The sequence below is a fragment of the Arthrobacter sp. Rue61a genome (assembly GCF_000294695.2).
Lineage (GTDB): Bacteria > Actinomycetota > Actinomycetes > Actinomycetales > Micrococcaceae > Arthrobacter > Arthrobacter aurescens_A.
The window spans coordinates 3,148,841-3,169,996 of sequence record NC_018531.1 but is presented as its reverse complement, the minus strand read 5'-3'; the positions used below and the strand labels follow the sequence as shown (position 1 = coordinate 3,169,996).

At 62.7% G+C, this 21,156-nt stretch carries 19 protein-coding genes; 11 read left to right on the top strand and 8 right to left on the bottom strand.

Features of this window, described 5'->3' with window-relative positions; all coding sequences use genetic code 11:
• Window positions 1-56: 56 nt before the first annotated feature.
• Window positions 57-1,001: a J domain-containing protein gene (locus ARUE_RS14365; protein WP_014922259.1), complete on the bottom strand. Its 945-nt coding sequence runs from the start codon at window positions 999-1,001 to the stop codon at window positions 57-59.
• Between the two features lie 122 nt (window positions 1,002-1,123).
• Here ARUE_RS14365 and ARUE_RS14360 point away from each other — a divergent pair, with 122 nt between their 5' ends.
• The 4 genes from ARUE_RS14360 (at window position 1,124) to ARUE_RS14345 (ending at window position 4,870) form a co-directional block, all read left to right on the top strand.
• On the top strand, window positions 1,124-2,050 hold the full coding sequence (locus ARUE_RS14360) for a diacylglycerol/lipid kinase family protein (protein ID WP_014922258.1): 927 nt from the start codon (window positions 1,124-1,126) through the stop codon (window positions 2,048-2,050).
• 139 nt (window positions 2,051-2,189) lie between these two features.
• Window positions 2,190-2,864, top strand: a complete 675-nt coding sequence (locus tag ARUE_RS14355) for a hypothetical protein (protein WP_238324333.1) — start codon at window positions 2,190-2,192, stop codon at window positions 2,862-2,864.
• 63 nt (window positions 2,865-2,927) lie between these two features.
• On the top strand, window positions 2,928-3,611 hold the full coding sequence (locus tag ARUE_RS14350) for a helix-turn-helix transcriptional regulator (RefSeq protein ID WP_011775369.1): 684 nt from the start codon (window positions 2,928-2,930) through the stop codon (window positions 3,609-3,611).
• Between the two features lie 26 nt (window positions 3,612-3,637).
• Window positions 3,638-4,870, top strand: a complete 1,233-nt coding sequence (locus ARUE_RS14345) for a cysteine desulfurase family protein (RefSeq protein ID WP_014922257.1) — start codon at window positions 3,638-3,640, stop codon at window positions 4,868-4,870.
• A gap of 3 nt (window positions 4,871-4,873) precedes the next feature.
• Here ARUE_RS14345 and ARUE_RS14340 read toward each other — a convergent pair whose 3' ends face one another.
• A complete protein-coding gene (locus tag ARUE_RS14340) occupies window positions 4,874-6,115 on the bottom strand; it encodes an NAD(P)/FAD-dependent oxidoreductase (protein ID WP_011775367.1) in 1,242 nt (413 codons plus the stop codon).
• A 162-nt stretch (window positions 6,116-6,277) separates the two neighbouring features.
• On the opposite strand from ARUE_RS14340, the gene mnmA reads away from it, so the two are divergent.
• The 7 genes from mnmA (at window position 6,278) to ARUE_RS14305 (ending at window position 14,707) form a co-directional block, all read left to right on the top strand.
• Window positions 6,278-7,417: a tRNA 2-thiouridine(34) synthase MnmA gene (gene mnmA / locus ARUE_RS14335; protein ID WP_187329888.1), complete on the top strand. Its 1,140-nt coding sequence runs from the start codon at window positions 6,278-6,280 to the stop codon at window positions 7,415-7,417.
• Between the two features lie 171 nt (window positions 7,418-7,588).
• Window positions 7,589-9,217 (top strand): ABC transporter substrate-binding protein, encoded by a 1,629-nt coding sequence (locus ARUE_RS14330; protein WP_014922255.1) that lies wholly within the window; start codon window positions 7,589-7,591, stop codon window positions 9,215-9,217.
• 129 nt (window positions 9,218-9,346) lie between these two features.
• Window positions 9,347-10,438 (top strand): ABC transporter permease, encoded by a 1,092-nt coding sequence (locus ARUE_RS14325; protein ID WP_011775364.1) that lies wholly within the window; start codon window positions 9,347-9,349, stop codon window positions 10,436-10,438.
• Window positions 10,439-10,440: 2 nt separating this feature from the next.
• Window positions 10,441-11,445: an ABC transporter permease gene (locus ARUE_RS14320; protein WP_011775363.1), complete on the top strand. Its 1,005-nt coding sequence runs from the start codon at window positions 10,441-10,443 to the stop codon at window positions 11,443-11,445.
• Window positions 11,442-13,148 (top strand): ABC transporter ATP-binding protein, encoded by a 1,707-nt coding sequence (locus ARUE_RS14315; RefSeq protein ID WP_014922253.1) that lies wholly within the window; start codon window positions 11,442-11,444, stop codon window positions 13,146-13,148. Before ARUE_RS14320 ends, ARUE_RS14315 begins: the two co-directional genes overlap by 4 nt.
• 131 nt (window positions 13,149-13,279) lie before the next feature.
• Window positions 13,280-13,669, top strand: coding sequence for a chorismate mutase (locus ARUE_RS14310; RefSeq protein WP_014922252.1), 390 nt, complete (start codon window positions 13,280-13,282; stop codon window positions 13,667-13,669).
• A gap of 3 nt (window positions 13,670-13,672) precedes the next feature.
• Window positions 13,673-14,707, top strand: a complete 1,035-nt coding sequence (locus ARUE_RS14305) for a uroporphyrinogen decarboxylase/cobalamine-independent methonine synthase family protein (protein ID WP_014922251.1) — start codon at window positions 13,673-13,675, stop codon at window positions 14,705-14,707.
• 11 nt (window positions 14,708-14,718) lie between these two features.
• Here ARUE_RS14305 and ARUE_RS14300 read toward each other — a convergent pair whose 3' ends face one another.
• From ARUE_RS14300 to ARUE_RS14275, 6 genes are read right to left on the bottom strand one after another with little or no spacing between them, the layout of a single operon-like run.
• Window positions 14,719-15,432, bottom strand: a complete 714-nt coding sequence (locus ARUE_RS14300; protein WP_014922250.1) for a DUF4166 domain-containing protein — start codon at window positions 15,430-15,432, stop codon at window positions 14,719-14,721.
• A gap of 46 nt (window positions 15,433-15,478) precedes the next feature.
• Complete coding sequence (locus ARUE_RS14295) at window positions 15,479-16,771, bottom strand: DUF58 domain-containing protein (RefSeq protein WP_014922249.1); 1,293 nt, start codon at window positions 16,769-16,771, stop codon at window positions 15,479-15,481.
• 32 nt (window positions 16,772-16,803) lie between these two features.
• Window positions 16,804-17,934, bottom strand: a complete 1,131-nt coding sequence (locus tag ARUE_RS14290; RefSeq protein ID WP_014922248.1) for an AAA family ATPase — start codon at window positions 17,932-17,934, stop codon at window positions 16,804-16,806.
• A complete protein-coding gene (locus ARUE_RS14285; protein WP_014922247.1) occupies window positions 17,931-19,127 on the bottom strand; it encodes a DUF4350 domain-containing protein in 1,197 nt (398 codons plus the stop codon). The genes ARUE_RS14290 and ARUE_RS14285 overlap by 4 nt, the downstream gene beginning before the upstream one ends.
• A complete protein-coding gene (locus ARUE_RS14280) occupies window positions 19,124-19,813 on the bottom strand; it encodes a DUF4129 domain-containing protein (protein ID WP_014922246.1) in 690 nt (229 codons plus the stop codon). Before ARUE_RS14280 ends, ARUE_RS14285 begins: the two co-directional genes overlap by 4 nt.
• A complete protein-coding gene (locus tag ARUE_RS14275; RefSeq protein WP_286139759.1) occupies window positions 19,810-21,123 on the bottom strand; it encodes a DUF7847 domain-containing protein in 1,314 nt (437 codons plus the stop codon). Before ARUE_RS14275 ends, ARUE_RS14280 begins: the two co-directional genes overlap by 4 nt.
• Window positions 21,124-21,156: the final 33 nt, after the last annotated feature.

Sequence of the window (21,156 nt, the reverse complement as noted above, 5' to 3'; positions counted from 1 at the left end):
ATCTTAGTCAGCCCGTGCGGGTATGGCCGCGTTCAGGAAACGGCACAGGGGGATGACTAGTGCATTCCGCGAAGCAGTCGCGCCAGGACGGGCACCACCACGGTGTTCGGCGCCGGCCCCGAACTGAGGAATTGCTTAAGTCCCCTCGCAAGCCCGGCACCGTTGACTACCTCCACGGCATTATGGCTCGACTGGCCCTTTCCGTACTGGTCGATCACAGGTTCATGGAGGTTGCCGTCAGGGCTGTGCAGAACCACCCAGCCGGTGACATTGAGCTCGGGGAAAAGGTCCTGCATGTGGCGGACGATGTGGGCCAGTTGCGGGGGAGCCACCGAACGTCCGCCGTGCCGCAGCGAGTTCCCGTCCCAGGCGTAGGCGCCTTTGGGCAGCAGCATTGAACCGATGAGGGCCAGCCGGTAGCCGGACAGGACGGCGTGGTCGATGTGGTTGTTATCCGACGGCGAGCGCAGGCCGTTGATGAGCCGCGCAGCGGGAATCGCGGGCAGGACCTGCCGGCTGATGAGCTGGACCGTGCGCATCTCGCGTTGGATGCGGGCGTCGGCGCCAAAGATGCCCCTTTTGCGGGGGAGTCCATGGACTTGCTGCGCCGCTTCGGCCGCTGAAATGAGAGGAACCTCGTTGGGGTCGTCAAATGCCGGAACATAAACCGGGGGGTCGCCCGCAGTGTTGCGTTGGGCCTGAGGTCGCTTGACGTTTGTGGTGGCGGAGGGGCCCGGTGCGGCAGTGCCGGAGTAGTCGCCCGGCCTCGGCTGGCTCACGCCTGAGGCTCCACGGGCGTACCTGCGGTCGTACTCGGCCCTGCGTTGGGGATCAATGAGGGTTTCGTAGGCGAGGGTCACGCGTCGGAACATCTCGGCTTCTCCACCGTGATCGGGGTGGGCTTTCCGGGCAGCCTTGCGGTAGGCCACTTTGATCTCCTTGTCCGTTGCGGTGACGGAAACGCGGAGAACCTGATAATGCGAACTGCTGCCCTCGGCCAAGCACGGGCCCTTCTCTAGGGTGACGGTGCGCTTCTGAAGAGGCGCGGTACTGGCAAGTTTATCCAGCCACTATGTGAACGTCGGTAACGGGGCGCGTGGTTCCCGCTGGCATAATTCACGCTGTGAATCCTTCGGCAGCCGAGAACCCTTCCAGTACGCCGAAGAAGATCGTTGTCGCCATGAATCCTGCTGCTTCGTTTGGTCGTACGCGCCATGCCGGGCACCAGGCCGCAGCTTTTCTCCGCGCCGCCGGCCGGGACGTCGTCGTACTCCAGGCCGATGACTACGACGCCTTGCGGAGTGCGGTGGAGCTGACCCTGGCCACCGGCGTGGAGGCCTTGGTGGTGGTGGGCGGCGACGGCATGGTCCATTTGGGTGTCAATGCGCTCGTCGGGCTGGACATTCCCCTTGGCATTGTTCCCAGCGGAACCGGTAATGACGTGGCACGGATGTTGGCTTTGCCGTTGAAGGACACCGCCGCCGCGTGCCGCCGGCTACTGCTCGCGCTGGAAGCAGGCGGGCGCAGGATCGACGCCGGGCGGGTCACCTCTGCTGGTCGGACCACGTACTTCGCCGGCGTCCTTTCCGCCGGCTTTGATGCGGCCGTCAACGAACGGGCCAATTCCTGGCGATGGCCGCGGGGGAAGAGCCGCTACAACCTCGCGATGCTCAGGGAGTTGGGCTCTTTCCGGCGGATCACCTACACCGTGACTGCCGACGACGTGTCGTGGAGCCAGCCTGCCTTGCTCATTTCGGTGGCCAACGGACAGTTCATTGGCGGGGGCATGAAGATCACCCCTGGGGCAGTGCCCGACGACGGTTGGTTGGACATGTTTGTGGTGAAGCCTTTGTCCAGGCTCCGTTTTCTTGCCGTGTTTCCCAAGGTTTTCGCCGGGAAACATACCGGTCATCCCGCCGTGGAGATCAGGCGCGTCCGGAAAGTGCGGCTGGAAGCTGATGGGGTGGTGGCATACGCCGACGGCGAGCGCATCGCTGATTTACCGGTGGTCGTAGACCTCGTCCCTGCCGGGCTGTGGGTACTTGCCTAGTGAGTTTGCGGTGCCGGCGGAGCCTCCATGCCGCGGACGGCTAGACTCGATCGCGGCGATAGGCCGCGTTACTTGGGCGGCGGGAAGAGGGCAGTCAGATTCAAGCAGCGTGGCTACGGCAGCAAGGCAAGGAGACATAGTGGCGAACAACGTTCGACGACGGCTGGCCGGCTTGGTTGCCGCCGGAGCCGCAGGCGTCTTGCTGGCTGCCTGCAGCGTCAACGTGCCGGATCCTGCGGCACCCAAGCCGTCGCCGTCGGAATCCACGCTGGCGACGCCCACCATTACGCCTGGGCACGACGCAGCCGCAGTGGCCGCGAAGGATTTGCCGCTGGCGGCAGGTGGCGCATTGGCGCCGGGGGAGCCTGTCACAGTCTCCACGAGGTTGGAAGAGGTGCCTGGCTGGTCCGTGGTTCATTCCGCAATGCAGGGTGAGACCAGGTACAGGAAGACGGACGGTTGCACTCTCGCAGTGAGGGTCAGCGTCAATCAGGGGCCGCTGGTGGTGTCCGGGGACGATGTGTCCTCCACCAAGGAACTCTTCAAATACCTGGATGCCGGCAATGCGCTGGATAACCTGAAGTCGGCGTCCTTGCGTTGGGGACAGGACTCCGATAAGCCGCAGCACAGTGTTGAGTTCCTCGGTGTGGAATCCTCTTCGGCAACCGGCGGTCAGTCGGCCGTTATCCTGGCAAGGTTGTTCAGCGTCCCCGCATCCTCGGTGTATGTCTCCCTGGCATGTCCGGATGACAACGCCCTGGCCCAAGCGCGTGCGGAGACCGTGGCGCACCTCGTGGTGGTTCCACCGTCCTGACCCCGCCCTCTTTCGGGATCCTGCTAAAGCAACGATTCTTATTTTTAGAGATACCTTTGGTGTATGGGCACGTCCGAACTCCCGTGGATCCGGAAAATCGCTGCTGTTGCTGCCTTGGGCGATGAGAACCGTCGCAGGCTCTATGAGTACGTTTTGAGTACGGGGGACGCGGTCAGTCGGGATCAGGCTGCCTTGGCACTCGAGGTGCCCCGCAGTTCGGCTTCCTTCCATTTGGATCGTTTGGTCCGCGAAGGGCTCTTGCGGGTTGAGTTCAGGAAATCCGCTGAGAAGACGGGGCCAGGGTCGGGGCGGCCATCAAAGCTCTACAGGCCCGTCATGGACGAGGTGGGCGTCTCTGTTCCTGAGCGGCACTACGACCTCGCCGGCCACCTCATGGCCGCGGCGATCACGCGCTCTCAGGCCGGCGGTGTGCCGGCGGCGGAAGCGTTGCGCGATGTCGCTGCAGCTGCAGGGAGCGAGGTTGGACGCCCTGGCGATTTCCTGGGTGCACTCTCGGAACTCGGATATGACCCCTCGCCGGACGCCGCCGGGGGATACCGCCTGCTCAATTGTCCGTTCCATCGCTTGTCGCGGGACCACACGGAAGTGGTGTGCGCAATGAACGGCGCGTTCCTCAGCGGTGCTGCTGCGGCCTCCGGACTCAGTGCCGGCATCATCGTGCCGGATCCGGACCATGGTCCGGGACACTGCTGCGCGCGCATCACTGCCCTTGGTAATAAATCCTGAGCGCCCGGCGTCGGTAGAATTACAAGGTGCCTGTATACCTTGACCACGCCGCAACCACGCCCCTGTCAGCCGAAGCGCTCGCTGTGATGACGCGTGAGCTGGCGCGGACCGGCAATCCTTCGTCGCTTCACGGCGCGGGGCGCCGCGCGAGGCGAGCGGTAGAGGATGCCAGGGAGGCGTTGGCAGCGGCAGCCGGGGCGCACCCATCTGAGGTTATTTTCACCTCAGGCGGGACGGAAGCGGACAACCTGGCGGTGAAGGGACTGTTCTGGGCCAGGCGGGACGAGAACCCGCACCGTACACGCATCCTTTGCTCCGCCGTCGAGCATCATGCGGTCATGGATACCGTCGAATGGCTTGAAAAGCACGAAGGCGCGGACGTTGTGTGGCTCCCGGTAGATAGCGACGGCGCTGTTCGGATGGAGGTCGTCAAGCAGGAAATCCAACGTGACCCTGAATCAATTGCCTTGGTCACCGTGATGTGGGCCAACAATGAAGTGGGCACCATCCAGCCGGTGACGGAGATTGTGGAGCTGGCAAAGCTGCATGGAATCCCGGTCCACTCCGATGCGGTCCAGGCTTTCGGATCGATTCCCGTGGATTTTCGTGGCTCGGGACTCTCTGCAATGTCCGTCTCGGGGCACAAGCTGGGCGGTCCGGTGGGGGTCGGCGCACTTCTCCTGGGAAGGGCCGTGAAGTTGACGCCGGTGCAGCACGGCGGCGGGCAGGAGCGCGATGTGCGCTCGGGAACACTGGATACTCCCGCAATCGCCGCTTTTGCTGCAGCCGCGGAGGCTGTCACTGCCAACGTGCCGGTTGAAAAAGAACGTCTCAGCTTGTTGCGTGACCGCCTTATCACCGGAGTACATGATTCCGTCCCGGGCGCGGTGCTGAGGGGTGCTCCTGGGGACGGACGGCTGCCGGGGAACGCCCACTTCACCTTCCCTGGTTGTGAAGGCGACTCACTGCTTTTTCTCCTGGACCTGGCAGGCGTTGAATCCTCCACGGGGTCGGCGTGCACGGCAGGGGTTCCCCGGCCTTCGCACGTCCTCCTGGCCATGGGCCTCGATGAAGATACTGCACGCGGCGCCCAGCGCTTTACGCTGGGGCACAGCTCCACCGATGCAGATGTGGACGCGCTCTTGAAGGCCCTGCCAGAGGCATGCCTGAGGGCCCGGCAGGCTGGAATGGCCGGTCATGAATCCAGCATTCAAACAGCAGCCACTGTGGCTCGGCAGGGCACGTCGGAGCCTTTCTAGGTCCTACTGCTCACCGGGCTGCAGCTCGTCCAGCGGCACCCCGGGATCCGTCAGCTTGGTGACGTTCACAGGGGTGCGGGTGGAAATCAACGCCTTGATTGGCTTCTGAACCCGGCGCTGGTTGACGCTCATTCCCGCAACTACCATCCCCTCCCTCAACCAAAAAGCGATAAAGCTGCCGTCATCCAGCGAGCCGCGGATTACCGGCGTGATTCCGAAGGTCAGGGAGGGAAAGCCCGAGTACTCCATGCTGAGGGTGAACTGGTCCGTATAGAAGTACGGCACCACGTCCAGTTGGGCATCCTGGCCCATCATGGACTTTGCAGCTACCTTGCCGCCGTTGAGCGCGTTGGCCCAATGTTCGCTGCGATGGTGCTCGGCGGTAAACGGGTGGAGTGCGTTGGCTACATCTCCTGCAGCCAGCACATCCGGTGCGCTGGACCTCAGCCCGGCATCCACCAGTATTCCATTGCGGATGGCGAGCCCTGCGGCTTCGCCGAGTGCTGTGTCCGGTACGACGCCGACGGCAACGATCACAACATCGGCGGGCAGCGTTTCGCCGGTACTGGTGCGGACCGCCGTCGCGCTGCCGTTCTGTCCGTCAATTCCGGCAGCGCTGGCCGGAAGGCGGAAGGTGACGCCCTGATCTTCGTGGAGCCGCTGGAAGTATGCACCCAGTTCGGGTCCGATTGCGGCACTCAGTGGTATGTCTTCCAGCCCCAGCAGTGTGACGTCGTTGCCGTACGTGCGGGCTGCTGCCGCCAGTTCCATGCCGATCCACCCGGAGCCGATCATGACCACCTTCTTGCCTCCGTTCTTGAGGAGGTTCTGAAGCCGCACACTGTCATCGAAGGTTCGGAAGGTCATGACTCCGTCAAGGTCCGCACCTGGAAGCGGGATGGTTCGTGGCCGGGCGCCCGTGGCGAGGAGCAGCTTGGAATAGTGAAGGCTTCGGCCATCGGCCAGTACCGCCGCGTGATCCGCGGGCTCGATCCGGCTCGCAGGGTTTTCGAGGAGAAGCTCGACGTCGTTTTCCCCGTACCAGTCATCCGGCACTACCAGAGCAGCATCTGCCTCAGCTTTGCCCAGGAGAAATTCCTTGGAAAGGGGTGGGCGTATATAGGGTGTCCGGTTCTCGGCGGCCACCAAGGTGACGGGACCTTCATAGCCCTCTGCGCGGAGGGTCTTGGCTGCGGTAGCGCCGGCAAGCCCGCCTCCGACGATAACCATGTGTTCGTGTGCCATGTCAGCTCGATTCTAAAACCAATTATTTTGACTTTAGAAGCGGGGGTTGGGCCAGTCAAGGGTTTTAGGGCATGCGTGGCAAGGCGGGCTAGAATAGATGGGCGCGGCGGCTGTTCTCAGCCGGATCAGCGACTCCAACTCCCACATACACAGAAAGCCAGCATGCGAGTACTTGCAGCAATGAGCGGCGGAGTTGACTCCGCCGTGGCCGCAGCCCGGGCAGTCGAGGCCGGACACGACGTCGTCGGAGTCCACCTCGCGTTGTCGCGGATGCCGGGGACCCTGCGCACGGGAAGCCGGGGATGCTGCACCATCGAGGATTCGCGCGATGCATGGCGGGCATGCGACGTCCTGGGCATTCCCTACTACGTTTGGGATTTCTCCGAGCGCTTCAAGGAAGACGTCGTCCAGGATTTCATTGACGAGTACGCTGCGGGCAGGACACCGAACCCCTGCATGAGGTGCAACGAGCGGATTAAGTTCGCCGCCCTTCTGGAAAAGGCCATAGCGCTGGGCTTCGACGCCGTCTGCACCGGCCACTACGCCAAGGTCATCGAAGACGCCGACGGCAACCGCGAACTCCACCGCGCCGCCGATTGGGCCAAGGACCAGAGCTACGTCCTGGGCGTCCTGACCCACGAACAACTCAAGCACTCCATGTTCCCGTTGGCAGACACCCCGTCCAAGGCCGAGGTGCGTGCCGAGGCCGAGCGTCGTGGGCTGTCCGTGGCCAACAAGCCGGACAGCCACGATATTTGCTTTATCTCCGACGGCGACACCCGCGGATGGCTGGCCGAGAAGATTGACATGACCACCGGCGACATCGTTGACGAAACCGGCGCCAAGGTTGGCGAACATCCCGGTGCCAACGCCTTCACGGTGGGGCAGCGGCGCGGTTTGAAGCTGGGTACCCCCGCGGCGGATGGCAAGCCCAGGTTCGTCCTGGAAATCCGCCCCAAGGAAAACAAAGTAGTTGTAGGGCCGGAAGCCCTGCTGGCGATCGACGAGATTCGCGGCATCAAGGTCTCGTGGGCCGGCTTGCCCATTTCCGAAGTTGCCACCGGCGCTGAGTTCGACTGCCACGCGCAGGTCCGGGCCCACGGAGATCCCGTTCCTGCAATCGCGCGCGTAGAAGCCGTTACCGACGAATCCGGCGTGGAGCGTGCCCAGCTCGTTGTCACGTTGACGGATCCACTGAGGGGCGTGGCCCCTGGCCAGACGGTCGTTCTCTATCAGGGAAGCCGCGTCCTGGGGCAGGCAACCATTGATGCCGCCCGTTCACTGCAGCGGCAAGTCCTCTAGGAGCCACCGCTGCGGCAGCGAAAGCTACTGGAAAGTAAATTTTGTGTCTCAAATCACAAAATGAAGGGTTCGTGGCCTTCGAAGTCTGATTGAATCGTGGAATCAAGAGTGTGCGCCGTCACAAATATCCCACGGCGGCGCGCCGAATCCATCGAACAGAAGGTTCATCAGATGGCAATGAACAAGAAGGCCCTGCACGGCGTTATCGCGCTTGCGGGCATCTCCGCGCTCGCCTTGACGGCATGCACGGGACCCTCCGGTGGCGGCTCATCATCCGCCCCGGCCGCCGCAGGCCCTATCGCTTACGGCACTACTGACAAAGTCACCTCGCTGGACCCGGCGGGATCCTACGATAACGGTTCATTTATGGTGATGAACCAGGTCTATTCGTTCCTGCTGAATTCGAAGCCCGGCGGCGCGGAACCCGTTCCCGACCTCGCTGAATCGTCGTCGTTCACGGCGCCGTCGGAATACACTGTCAAGCTAAAGTCCGGGCTCAAGTGGGCCAACGGGCACACCTTGGATTCCAAGGACGTCAAGCACTCCTTTGATCGTCAGGTGGCCATCAACGATCCCGCCGGCCCCGCTTCGCTGCTGACCAACATCGAGAGCGTCAGTACTCCTGATGCCACCACGGTGGTGTTCAAGTTGGAGAACGCCAACGACCAAACGTTCAGCCAGATCCTCAGCAGCCCTGCAGCGCCGATCGTGGACGATGAAGTCTTCCCGGCCGACAAGATCCTCCCGGACGACGAGATCATCAAGGCGAACGCGTTCTACGGCCAGTACACAATCGACAGCTACAAGAAGAACGAGCTGGTCAGTTTCAAAGCCTTCGCGGACTACCAAGGCGTTCTTGGCAAGCCTGCCAATGATGCAGCCACCATCAAGTACTACGCCAGCCCCACCAACCTGAAGTTGGAAATCCAGCAAGGCGCAATTGACGTTGCCTTCCGCAGCCTGAGCGCCACGGACATCGACGACCTCCGCAAGGACTCCAAGGTCAAGGTCCTCACCGGACCGGGCGGCGAAATCCGATACATCACGTTCAACTTCGACACCATGCCGTATGGAACCAAGGCAACTGGCGCCGACCCCGCCAAGGCACTTGCCGTTCGCCAGGCCGTGGCCAACCTGGTTGACCGCCAGGCCATTGCTGACCAGGTCTACAAGGGCACCTACCTGCCCCTGTACTCGAACGTTCCCAGCGGATTCCTCGGCGCCAATGAGGCGTTCAAGGACGCCTACGGCGACGCCGGAAAGCCGAGCCTGGACAAGGCCAAGAAGGTTCTGACGGATGCCGGCATCACTGAACCGGTGGCTCTGAACCTGCAGTACAACCCGGATCACTACGGTGGATCCTCCGGCGACGAATACGCCATGGTCAAGGAGCAACTGGAGAAGTCCGGTCTCTTCACTGTAAACCTGCAGTCCACCGAGTGGGTCACGTACAGCAAGGCCAGCCGTGCCGACGAGTACCCGCTGTTCCAGTTTGGTTGGTTCCCGGACTTCAGCGATTCCGATAACTACCTGACGCCGTTCTTCCCGGAAGGCGGCTTCCTGAAGAACCACTACAACAACCCCGAAGTCAATGAGCTGATCTCCAAGCAGCTGACGGATGCGGACAAGACCAGCCGCGAGGCTGCCATCAAGGATGTCCAAAACGCACTGGCCAAGGACATCTCCACCCTGCCTCTGCTTCAGGGCGCCCAGGTGGCGGTAACCGGAAGCGGAGTGAACGGCGTCGAAAAGACCCTGGATCCATCCTTCAAGTTCCGTCTCGGCGTAATTTCCAAGTAACCGCACCTCTGCAATGAGCAGGGAGGCGGGACACTGATCCGGTGTCCCGCCTCCTTTGCTGACCACCCACGTGGCCGGCACGCATGAGACAACCCCGCGCAATCCACGGGCAGGAAATGCAGGTAACAAATGACAACACTTATTGAGGTCCCCGAGGCTGAGCCCGGCATCGTTGCTCCCAAGAGCAAATCCAAGGGCGGGGGAGGGCTGGGCAGATACATCGTGGTCAGGTTTTTCCTGATCATCCCCACCGTCTTCATATTGGTAACTCTTGTCTTCTTCCTGATGCGGGTCATCGGCGACCCCATCACAGCATCGCAGGGCGGACGGCTACCCCCGGACGTCCTGGCCCAGCGAATACAAGAGGCCGGTTACGATCGGCCCGTCCTGGTCCAGTACTTCGAATACCTGGGCCAGCTCATCACCGGCAACTTCGGCAGTACCATCACCGACCGCAGGCCAGTGGTGGAGGTACTTACCACTTTCGGCGCAGCGACACTCGAGCTGTCGATCAACGCACTGATCGTCGCGCTCGCAGTCGGCATCCCGTTCGGGCTCATTGCCGCACAGCACCGGGACAAGACTCCTGACGCGTTTCTGAGGTTCTTTGCCATCCTCTGCTACGCCACACCCGTTTTCTTCTCCGGGCTCCTCCTCAAACTCACGTTTTCCGTGTGGCTTGGGTGGTTCCCCGTGGCCGGTCGAGCCTCTACGCGGACGGAACTGACCATGAGCGGCCTGGCTGCACCGTCAGGCATTTACTGGCTGGACGCGTTACGCAGCGGCAACTTCGCAGCTCTGGGGGACATCGTCGCCCACGCGGTGCTCCCCGCAGTAGCCCTCGGATTGTTGACCGCCGGCGTCTTCTTGCGCCTGGTGCGCACAAACGTCATCGGCACGCTGGGAAAGGACTACGTCGAGGCCGGGCGTTCCCGCGGCGTCAGTGAGTTCCGCCTGCTGACCAAGCACGCCTACAAGCCGGCATTGATTCCCATCATTACGGTCATGGGCCTGCAAATTGCCCTGATGCTGGGCGGCGCCATCCTTACCGAAACCACGTTTGAGTGGAAGGGCCTGGGCTATCAGCTGGTGCAGTACCTGAACGCGCGCGACTTTGTGGCCGTCCAAGGAATCGTTGTGCTGCTGGCCATCATTGTGGCTGTCACCAACTTCGTGGTGGATATCATTGCCGCGCTCATCGACCCTCGAGTGAGGTACTGACCATGAGCACTTCCCAATTGACCCGACCCAAGCAGCCCTTGTTCTCAAGGCTGCCCGTGATAAGCCACCTGAAGAAAAGCGTAGGACTTCAGCGAGGCATGCTCATCGTGGGCGTTGTCCTCAGTGGACTCTTCATCCTTACGAGCATCTTTGCACCTCTCCTCGCTCCCTATGGCTACTCCCAACTCAGCGATTCTTCCGGTTCGTTTCCCACCCAGGAGGCCCCGAACTCCAAGCACCTGCTGGGAACAACTGTGGGCGGCTACGATGTCCTGTCACGGGTGATTTGGGGTTCCCAAACAGCGGTGACAGTCATCGTTGTGTCTGTGGCGATGTCCCTGTTCCTCGGTGTCGCCCTTGGTTTGCTCAGCGGTTATTTCGGCGGGTGGCTGGACAGGATTCTGGTGGTAGTAGCGGATGCCATCTATGCGTTTCCCACCCTGCTCCTGGCAATCGTGATTTCCATAGTGATCAGCCGGGGGCAATCCAGTTTCTGGGGCGGCATCTTCTCTTGTGCTTTCTCCATAACGGTGGTCTTTGTCCCGCAGTACTTCCGGGTCATCCGGGCAGAGACCATTCGTCTCAAAGCCGAGCCGTTCGTCGAGTCGGCCAAGGTGCTGGGGGCGAGCAGCGTGCGCATCATTGGGCGGCACATCTTCAAGAACGCCACCAGGACCTTGCCGCTCATGTTCACCTTGAACGCTTCCGAGGCGATCCTGACGCTCGCTGGCTTGGGCTTCCTGGGCTTCGGCATCGAGCCCACATCAGCTGCTGAATGGGGGTTTGACCTCAACAAGGCACTGGCGGACACCTCGTCCGGTATTTGGTGGACGGGCGTCTTCCCCGGGATCGCGATGGTTCTCACAGTGCTGGGGCTGACCCTGGTGGGCGAGAGCATCAACGACCTCAATGACCCCCGGATCCGTGGGCGCAAACGCGCGGGCAGGACGCTGCCACCAACACCAGCAGGAACGCCTTCAAACCCGGCAGAGGCAGGCAAGTCATGACCACCAACCTTGGAAATATGTCAGATCACGTCAGCACCGAGCAGCCTGTACTCACCATCGACCGACTCCAAGTCACGTTCGCCACTGATGGCGGGGACGTTCACGCTGTAAAGGACGTCAGCCTGGAAGTTGCAGCCGGTGAAGTAGTGGCCATCGTAGGGGAATCCGGTTCCGGCAAGACGGTGACAGCCAAAACCATCCTTGGCCTGCTTCCGGAAACTGCTGTCAGCTCCGGCGCCGTGGTGATCAACGGCAACAATGTCATCAGCGTCAGCAAGTCCACCCTGCGTAAAATCCGCGGCCGCGATGTGGCCATGGTGTTCCAAGAGCCATCCACTGCCCTGAATCCGGTCTTTACCGTCGGCTGGCAGATTGCCGAAGGCATCCGGGCACATGCACCTGACGGGCGGCGAATCTCCGCCAGGGAGGCCAAGCAACGGGCAACCGAGGCACTCCGCAAAGTGGGCATCCCTGACCCTGAAACGCGGGTGAACTACTACCCGCACCAGTTCTCCGGCGGCCAGAAACAACGCGTGGTCATAGCTGCGGCGTTGGCCCTGAACCCGGGACTGATCGTGGCCGATGAGCCCACCACCGCACTGGATGTCACAGTCCAGGCTGAGATCCTCCAGCTACTGCGCGACTTGAGGGACAACTACGGGACATCTATTGTGCTCATCACGCACAACATGGGTGTCGTGGCGGATCTGGCCGACCGTGTTGTGGTCATGTATCAGGGCGACGTAGTGGAGGAGGCTTCGTCCAGGGTCCTGTTTGCTGAACCCCGGCAGGAGTACACCAGGAAACTGCTGGCCGCGGTTCCGCACCTCGGACGGAACTCGGCATCCGAGGGTGCCCGTGGCCGGCTCCATCAGGAAGGCAAAGTCCTGGTGGAAGCAAAGAACCTCACCATCGAATACCCCGGGCGCTTCGGCAGGCACGGATTCAAAGCCGTGGACGATGTCAGCTTTACGGTGTCCGAGAATGAGGTCTTTGGGCTGGTGGGTGAATCCGGTTCCGGAAAATCCACCATTGGACGGGCCATCGCAGGCCTGACCAGGACCACCGGAGGCAGCCTGAAGGTCCTTGGGTACGAGATGTTGGACTTCAAGGAGCGTACCTTCCGTCCGCTTCGCAAGGAGATCGGCTTCGTTTTCCAGGATCCGGCGGCGTCCTTCAACCCGCACCTCACCATCGGCGAGTGCGTTGCTGAGCCGCTGCTGATCCACACCAAGCCGGGCGCCGCTGAGGCGAGGAAAAAAGTAGGTGAGTTGCTCGAGTCAGTCCAGCTGCCGGCGTCGTACGCGGAGCGCTACCCGCACGAGTTGTCCGGTGGGCAGCGGCAGCGCGCCTCCTTGGCGAGGTCGCTGGCACTGAACCCGCGTCTTCTGATCGCCGACGAGCCGACATCCGCGCTGGATGTCTCGGTGCAGGCCAAAGTCCTGGATCTGTTCAAGGACATCCAGGAGCAGTACGGCTTCGCGGCTCTTTTCATCAGTCACGACCTCGCAGTGGTGGATATGTTGTCCCATTGGGTTGGCGTGTTGTACAAAGGCCGGTTGGTGGAGCAGGGGATCGGCAACCATGTGATGGGATCACCGCAGCACGACTACACCAAGCGGCTCATCGCCTCCCTGCCGGTGCCGGACCCGGATGAACAAGCACGACGGCGGGAAGCGCACCGCACGCTGCTGGGGGGCTAGACCGTTCCCTGGACGTCCGCCTACGCGGGAAGGTACGCCCCTCAACGTGGGGGCGTACCTTGACTTCGCGACCCGTCCGGCCAGCAGGTAACACCCGCGACGACACCGCCCCACACCATAGACTGGGGTGCATGACCGAGCAGAACAATGCCCTCCCCGATGACGCCGATTCCTTCAACCCGGCAGCGAGCTCCCTGGCCGGCCAAGTGGACCGTGCCGTCATGGAGGAGCTGCTGTCCATCCGGTCCAGCATCGACAATATTGACGCAACACTGGTCTTCCTCCTCGCCGAGCGGTTCAAGGCCACCCAGAAAGTTGGAATCCTCAAGGCCACCCACAAGCTTCCCGCCGGAGATCCGGGCCGCGAGTCGGCACAGATCGCCCGCCTGCGGCGCCTCGCCGAGGATGCGCACCTTGACCCTGCCTTCGCAGAGAAGTTCCTGAACTTCATCATCAGCGAAGTGATCCGCCACCACGAGGCAATCGCCGAGGATCACCAGACTTCCAGCCAGCAGGCTTGATCCATGACGGAAATGGATAACCTGCGCGCCAGCGCCACGGCACTGGGGCCGTGGCCCGGCAGCGATCCTGCGGAGGGAACCCGCATCATCCGGGGCGAACTGGGGGACCCCCACCTTCCTTTTCTGCCGGAACTGCCTGACCGCGGGGTGGGTTCGGATGCTGTCGGCCGGACCGGCTCCCTGCTGGTCGACCTCGCACTCGACGTCCAACCGCACGGCTGGCGCTTGGTGGACAGGCCCGGAAAGGACGCCCAGCGCGCCCGCTCGGCGTTATCGACGGACATCAACATTCTGGCCGATATCGCTGGTGCCGAGGACGTCTCTGCAACGGGGTTCAAAGTCCAGTTGCTGGGACCCATGAGCCTTGCCGCCAATCTTCACCTGCACAATGGCGAACGGGCACTGTTGGACTATGGTGCACGAAGGGACATCGCGGAGTCCTTGGCCGTCGGCGTCGCAGAACACCTCAGGCGCGTCTCCGCGGCCGTCCCCGGCGCCTATTTGGTGGTTCAGATTGACGAACCGGACATAGCGTCCGTCATGGCCGGGACCATCCCGACGGCCAGTGGCTACAAGACGCTGCGGTCAATATCCGGAGATGAAGTGACAGGTGCCTGGCGGGTGGTGATCGACGCGATCAAGGCGGCCGGCGTCGTCGAGACCGTGGTTTCCGTACCGGAGATTGAAGCACCAATCGAGCGGATCCTCGCTGCTGGTGCGGACGGGGTCGCCGTGCCGCTGAAAGCCCTGACGACACGCCAGTGGGAGCAGCTTGCCGCAGCGGTGGAGGACGGAAAACGCGTGTGGGCCGGTGCGCTCTCCACCAGCAACCCGCAGGCGCAACTGCCGCGCACCGCAGAAGTTGTTGAAAACATCTGGAAGCCGTGGCGCCAGCTTGGTCTTCCGGCGTCCGGACTGGCGGGACTCCGTGTCACCCCCTCGACAGGACTGGCTGACTTCAAGCCTTCAACGGCCAAGGATGTGCTGAAGAAACTTACCCAAGTGGCTGACGGCTTGGACCAGCTGGCCCAGGGCTGACTGCAGGCAAGTCAGATTCTCTTCTCCCAGCGGTCCGGTTCCGCGTAGCGGGGGAGCGTTGTGCCTGGAGCTGCTCCCGGCAAGTACGGTGCCAAGCGGTAGTCGAAGCGCCCTGCATACACAAGAACCAAGCCTATCTGTGGCTGGATGACCTTGACCTGTATGCGGTGCTTGCCTTCGGCGCTGTCCCACCACTGTTCCGCATACGCGCGTGCGTCAAGTGCTGCGGGCAACGGTATGCGCAAGGGTCCAAGGAACAGCCGGCTGTCTCTGGAAACACCCCGAAGCCGGCCCTCCGGGGTAACACTGACATCCAGGTCCGTGACCATCCGGCGGTGCCGGCCCACGTGGTCCACCAAGCGGGCATTCTGATCGTCCCGGCCAGGCAGGACGGCGCTCGTCGTATCGTGGAACAGCCGTGTTCCCGAGGGGAAATAGATTTCCCGGCGAGCTGTCAGGGCGGGGCGTCCGAAGGGATCAACATGGGCGTGGTTTTCGATCCGGAAGGGAATGCCCTCACCGTATTCAGGGAAGAAAGCCTCCTCGCTCCCTGTCAGTGCCAGCAATGGCCGCAACCATTTTTGGCGGCACCCCACAACGTCAAAGACCCCTTCACCGATTCCATACGAACCGGAGCCGGCCGCCAACGAAAAATACTCCTGGAGCTCCGGGGCCAGCCTGGTGAAGTCCTGACCGAGTGCAAGGTGGTAGATGGGGGTATTCATGGCGGTCCTTCCTTAGCTGAAACGAAAGTTGCACTAGACCTTGGAACTATAGCCTTCCGGCTGCTTTAAGCCGTATGTAGGCGTCAGCGAGCAAGGGAGGGACCTCATGGGGCTCGGCGTCCACCACTTCGGCGCCGAGTTGCCGGAGTTGCGCCGTCACCGCGGCGCGCTCCAACAGCGCACGTTCGGCGGCGGCTGCACGGAAAACCTGGCTGGCCGTGCTCCTTTCTTCTTTCATGGCAGAAAGCAGCGGATCCCGAACCGACGCCACCACCACAACGTGCTGGCGGGACAATTGGGCCACAGTGGGGAGGAGCCCCTCTTCGGGGGCGCCGCCGTCGAGCGCCGTCAAGAGCACCACCATCGAGCGGTGCGCCGAGACTGCCCGCACCTGTGCCGGAACCTGCTGCCAATCGAGTTCGATCAGTTCAGCTTCCAAAGGGGCCATGGCTTGGACGAGTTGACCCAGCAAATTGCCCTTCGATGCAGATTCAACCCGTGCGCGGAGCCTTCGGTCGTAGGCGAGGAAGTCCACGCGGTCGCCTCCGCGCTCGGCCAGCACGGCGAGCAACAACGCCGCCTCAATTCCGGTATCGAGCCGGGGTTCATCTTCGATTCTGGCGGCCGCTGTGCGTGACGTATCAAGCACGATGACCACACGCCGGTCCCGTTCCGGGCGCCACGTCCGGACCACCACGGACGTCCGCCGCGCGGTGGCGCGCCAGTCTATGGACCGGACATCGTCGCCGCGGACATAGTCGCGCAGGGAGTCGAATTCGGTGCCTGCACCACGAATCTGCACGGCGGCCCTGCCGTCCAGTTCCCTGAGCTTCCGGAGCTTGGACGGGAGATGACGCTTCGAATGGAACGGCGGGAGGACCCGCAGTTGCCCGGGCAGGACACGGGTGCGCTGCCGTGCGGCCACGCCCAAAGGCCCCAGCGATCTTATGGTCACGTGCGGGCTCTTGAGGTCGCCGCGACGACGAGGGACCAGAGTGACGGTCATGCGGCGACGCTCGCCAGGCGGGACAACCAAGGACTGTGAAGTGTTGACGGCGCCAGCAGAAGGCTGCCACGTGTCCCGTACCTCGGCCCGCAGCTTGCGCCGCGTGGGGTTGGTCACGGTCACAACGGACTCCACGCTGCCCTCCAGCGTCACGTTTCCAGGCTGATCGCGTTCCAAGGCAAGCTGCGCCGGTGATGCCGCCACCACAAGATCAAGAACCAGCAAAAGCAGTAGTCCTACGACCACGAACAGGACGGTGCTCCACGCCGGAAAAACCACCAAGGGCACCAAACCCAGAAAGGCCAGCAACACGAAACGACCCGTAATGGCCACTCAGGCCCCCTCTGCCAAGGCCGGACCGCAGATCACCGCGGCACCGGGACGGACGCCAGGATGCTGCCCAGGACGTCGTCCACCTGGATTCCGTCCATCTGGGCTTCCGGCCGCAATCCCACCCTGTGCCGAAGGCACGGCAACGACAACGCCTTGACATCGTCAGGGGTCACGAACGACCTTCCAGACAACCATGCCCATGCTTTGGAAGTGTTGAGCAGCGCAGTGGCACCACGAGGCGAAACGCCGAGTTGGAAGGAAGGCGCAGACCTCGTGGCACGCACCACGTCAACGATGTACGCGAGGATCTCCGGGGCCACCGCCACTTGCGCTACAGCCTGCTGGGCGTTGGAAAGCTCGACGGCGCCAGCCACCGGCCGTACGCCGGCTGCGGACAGGTTTCGCGGATCAAAGCCGTTGGAGTGGCGGCGGATGACCTCGATTTCCTCGTCCCGACCGGGCAGCGGCATGGTCAGCTTGAGGAGGAACCGGTCCAGTTGTGCCTCCGGCAGGGGATAGGTTCCTTCATACTCCACGGGGTTCTGGGTTGCCGCCACAATGAACGGACTCGGCAGGGGCCGGGACACGCCGTCCACCGAAACCTGGCGTTCTTCCATCGCTTCCAGGAGTGAGGCCTGAGTCTTCGGAGGAGTTCGGTTGATCTCATCAGCCAGCATGATGTTGGTGAACACAGGGCCCTCGCGGAACGTGAACTCCGAGGTATGCGAGTCATAGACCAACGATCCCGTGACGTCACCGGGCATGAGGTCCGGAGTGAACTGAACACGCTTGGTGTCCAAGCTCAGAGCGGTAGACAAAGCCCTGACCAGGAGGGTCTTGGCCACGCCGGGAACACCCTCCAGGAGAACATGCCCGCCGCAGAGCAGGGCAATCAGCATGCCCGTTACGGTGGGGTCCTGGCCCACTACGGCTTTGCCCACCTCGGTCCTGACATTCAGCAGCGACTGCCGTGCCGGGTCTTCCCCGGGATGACGCTGCCCATTTTCCGGATGCCCGACGGCCTGGGGTGCTCCTTGCTGCGGAGTTCCTTGCTGGGCCGCATCTCGCAGGGCCGCATCTTGCTGCAAGGCGTCGGACGGGGGCGTCGTACCGCCCGCGTAATGGGCATTGCTGTTGGTGTAGCTGTTCGGCTGGCTGTTCATGGGGCGGTCGCTTCCTGTTCGAGTCGTTCGATTTGTTGTGCCCACTGCACCAGTTGTCCTTCGCTTTGCGGCCTGAAGTCGATCAGGACGGACCGCACTTCCGTGGCTGCCAGCGCCACATGGCGGGCTGTTGCGTCCAGTATTGCTTCGGTGGTGGCGTCGGCTCCGAGATTGAAGTGCCGGGCCAACCGTGACAGGGTGCCGGCCCTCAGGTTCTCGGCGGCCCGCCCCACGGCCCGTGAATCCTGGTAAAGGCGTGCCCGGCCTTCTGCTGTTTCGGCGGCTTTGACCACCACGGGCAGCGGCTCGAAAACCAGTGGGCCCATACGCCGGCCACGCCATGCGATGGCCAGCAGGGCTACCAAGCCCAGCCACGGCCCCGCGAATGCCAGCCAGCGGGGTGCGAGCTCGTTTAGCGTGGGGTTCGAATCGGTGGCGGAGATGTCTCCGAGGCCCGGGATGTACCACACGAGGTCCGCGCTGGTTCCCAACGTACGAAGGGCGAGGGCGGCATTCCCCTCTGTGGCGAGGTGTTGATTGTCCATCAGTTCCCTGCTGCCCAGGACAACTATCCGCCCATCGGCTGATGCTGCATACAACCCGGGCCCGTCCTCGCGGATGGCGTAGCAAACCACGCTCCCGGAAAAGACGGAGCCCTGTGCAGACACCCGGCCCGCTGCCTTGGCGTCTTCCTGGTCACAGCCGGGTTCCGTGACCTGTGTTCCTTCCGGAACTACCCCGCCAGGTCCGAACCCTCGATCCAGGCCGTTGAGGGTCCTGAGCCGTGGAGCAACCACCACAACACGATCTGCTGCTGCCGTGATCTCCTCCAGCTGTGAGTGGTCAAGGAAACCCTGTGGGTCATAAAGGAGGACTGTGGATTCTTCCTTGGCTGCCAACGCCTCCAAGGTGTCCTCGAATGTATCTGTCGGAGTGACGGATACGCCGTGGCGTCCCAGGATTTGGGCTACGGCCATGGCCCCGTCCGGTGCTGGGTTCCGCGCGGACAACCGACGGGAATCTGTTGCGCCGGAGACACTGTTGATGGCCAGGAAAGTCACTAAGCCGGCAAGCAGGGTGCCGAGGGCAATCCATACGAGGTGTTTCCGAAACCAAGTTGTGAAACCGCGTCCCGTGGAAAGTCCTTCGGAAGCAGAGTGGTCCGGGGTTTTCCGGTCTATCGTCGTTGTCATCGGGGTACCGCAAATCCGGCGTGGGCGTGTCCGGCGAAGTCGGGCTTTAACGCAAGAAGGTCGGCATCCAGCATGCGGACGGACTCGTAGTCTGCCCGCGTTGCGGCCTGTTCGCCGTACCGCACGGCGTCGAAAACCCGGGCAGCGGCAAGCAGCCTGACTTGGGCTGTACCGAAAACACGCCCCAGTTGATCGGCGGCCTCGTCTGCGGTCCTGCCGGCCCGAGCGTCAATGATGTCCCGTTCTTCGGCCGAGCGGACAAGAGCGCGAAACTGATCGACGACGGCGGCTGGCCAGTTGCCGCCGTCGGCTGCAGTTGCAGCCTTCCTCCTGTAGCCTTCGGCGTCGACAGCTTTGTCCTCGCCGTAAAGGTCCCCGGGCGCTTTTGCCCTCCGGGCGTTCAGTCTGGGCCGAACGATGACGATGGCCGCGACGATGAGCACCACGGCCAGGACCACCATCAACGGAACGGCGATGTTGGGCCCGCCTGCTCCATCACCTTCCAAAGATGCCAGCCAATCCAGGACATCACGCCACACTTGGTCCAACCAGCCGGGAGTCGCGTCGGGATATCGGGGGTTGGACAGTTCCTCAGCGGCCCATCGGCGCGCTTCGTCGCGGTCCGGTGTCACAGGCGGTTCCATCAAAGCCGGCGATGCGAAAACGTCGATTGCGGCTACCTTCATGCCGGAGGATGCTGCCCGGGGGGAGCGGACGGAAACTGCCCGCCGTTCGGTGGCCAGGCGGCCTTTCCGGGCAAGGTGGACGGCCCTCCGGGTATTCCGTCCGGATCGGAACCTGTTTCCATCAGCCGCATCAATTCAACGTCCAAGCCGTCACGACGCATTCGAAGGTCCATGTAGATCAGGCTCGAAACGGACGCTTGAAACGCAAACGTCACGGACCCCACCAAGGCCCCGATCGCCGTCGAGATCACAGTGGTCAGAACCAACGTGGACATCATCGAGTCGGGATCAGGGTGGGGAGCTACTACCGAACCGATGGCCGCGGAGGCCAAGGACACAGGAATTTGGACAATCTGGGCGATGATTCCCACCATGATGGCAACCACCAGCGTGATGCCGAAGATGCGCCACCAATTGTTCTTGGTCAAACGCCAGGATCGGAGCAAACCATCGTAAACGCCGGTCTGCTCCACCACTATGGCGGCAGGGGCCAGCAACAACTTCAGGCCGATCCAAACAAAGACCACAACTGACCCCAGTCCCAGGGGCAGGACGAACAGCAGCGCGGCAGGGCCCATGGCAGTGAACAACAAGATCGCAATCCCGATCACCGCGGCAGCGGCCAGCAGGCCGCCCAGCGTCAGCAGCGCGGCAACGCCAAGGAGCGGAAGGATCCTGGGGCCCGCAAGCTTCCACATTTGTTTGAAGCCCGTCCGACGGTTGAGAACCGAACGGGAGACCGGCACAACCAGAACCCCCTGGAGAACTGATCCCAGGAAACCGACCAGCACGGAAACGCCCAGGGTGCCCGCCATGAAGGCGAAGAAGGGGCCCATCGCATCGGCGAACTCTGCCTCTGAACTGACGGATTCAAGAGACATGGACAACTGGAACATCCCCACCGTGACGATCCCGATGAAGAAGGCTCCGATGGCTTGCACTATCAGCGCAGAGCCAAACATGGAGGCGGCATTGCGGCGGATCGTCTGGAAGGAGCCGTCCAGAATCTCGCCGAACTGCAGCGGACGCAGGGGAATGACTCCAGGCTTTGGGGGAGCGACATAGAGGGGCTGTCCGTAAGGCGGCCCTGGCGGCCATCCCGGAGCACCTTGGCCCGGCCGGTTTTGCCCGCCATCCGGCGGGGCGGTCCATCCCGGGGGCCCACCCCACTGTGGTTGATTTCCCCACTGTGGTTGGTTGCCCCACTGTGGTTGGTTGCCCCACTGTGGTTGGTTGCCCCACTGTGGTGGGTTGCCCCACGCCGGCTGACCGCCCGGCGGCGGATTCTGGCCGTGCTCTGGTTGTGACACGTTTTCCTCCCCAAGAGATCCGGCCCGCCGACT

Excerpts from the sequence above, each read along its gene's own strand:
- ARUE_RS14350 (WP_011775369.1), top strand. The coding sequence starts at position 2,928 with ATGGGCACGTCCGAACTCCCGTGGATCCGGAAAATCGCTGCTGTTGCT.
- ARUE_RS14340 (WP_011775367.1), bottom strand. The coding sequence starts at position 6,115 with ATGGCACACGAACACATGGTTATCGTCGGAGGCGGGCTTGCCGGCGCT.
- mnmA (WP_187329888.1), top strand. The coding sequence starts at position 6,278 with ATGCGAGTACTTGCAGCAATGAGCGGCGGAGTTGACTCCGCCGTGGCC.
- ARUE_RS14330 (WP_014922255.1), top strand. The coding sequence starts at position 7,589 with ATGGCAATGAACAAGAAGGCCCTGCACGGCGTTATCGCGCTTGCGGGC.
- ARUE_RS14325 (WP_011775364.1), top strand. The coding sequence starts at position 9,347 with ATGACAACACTTATTGAGGTCCCCGAGGCTGAGCCCGGCATCGTTGCT.
- ARUE_RS14320 (WP_011775363.1), top strand. The coding sequence starts at position 10,441 with ATGAGCACTTCCCAATTGACCCGACCCAAGCAGCCCTTGTTCTCAAGG.
- ARUE_RS14315 (WP_014922253.1), top strand. The coding sequence starts at position 11,442 with ATGACCACCAACCTTGGAAATATGTCAGATCACGTCAGCACCGAGCAG.
- ARUE_RS14310 (WP_014922252.1), top strand. The coding sequence starts at position 13,280 with ATGACCGAGCAGAACAATGCCCTCCCCGATGACGCCGATTCCTTCAAC.
- ARUE_RS14305 (WP_014922251.1), top strand. The coding sequence starts at position 13,673 with ATGACGGAAATGGATAACCTGCGCGCCAGCGCCACGGCACTGGGGCCG.
- ARUE_RS14300 (WP_014922250.1), bottom strand. The coding sequence starts at position 15,432 with ATGAATACCCCCATCTACCACCTTGCACTCGGTCAGGACTTCACCAGG.
- ARUE_RS14290 (WP_014922248.1), bottom strand. The coding sequence starts at position 17,934 with ATGAACAGCCAGCCGAACAGCTACACCAACAGCAATGCCCATTACGCG.
- ARUE_RS14285 (WP_014922247.1), bottom strand. The coding sequence starts at position 19,127 with ATGACAACGACGATAGACCGGAAAACCCCGGACCACTCTGCTTCCGAA.
- ARUE_RS14280 (WP_014922246.1), bottom strand. The coding sequence starts at position 19,813 with ATGAAGGTAGCCGCAATCGACGTTTTCGCATCGCCGGCTTTGATGGAA.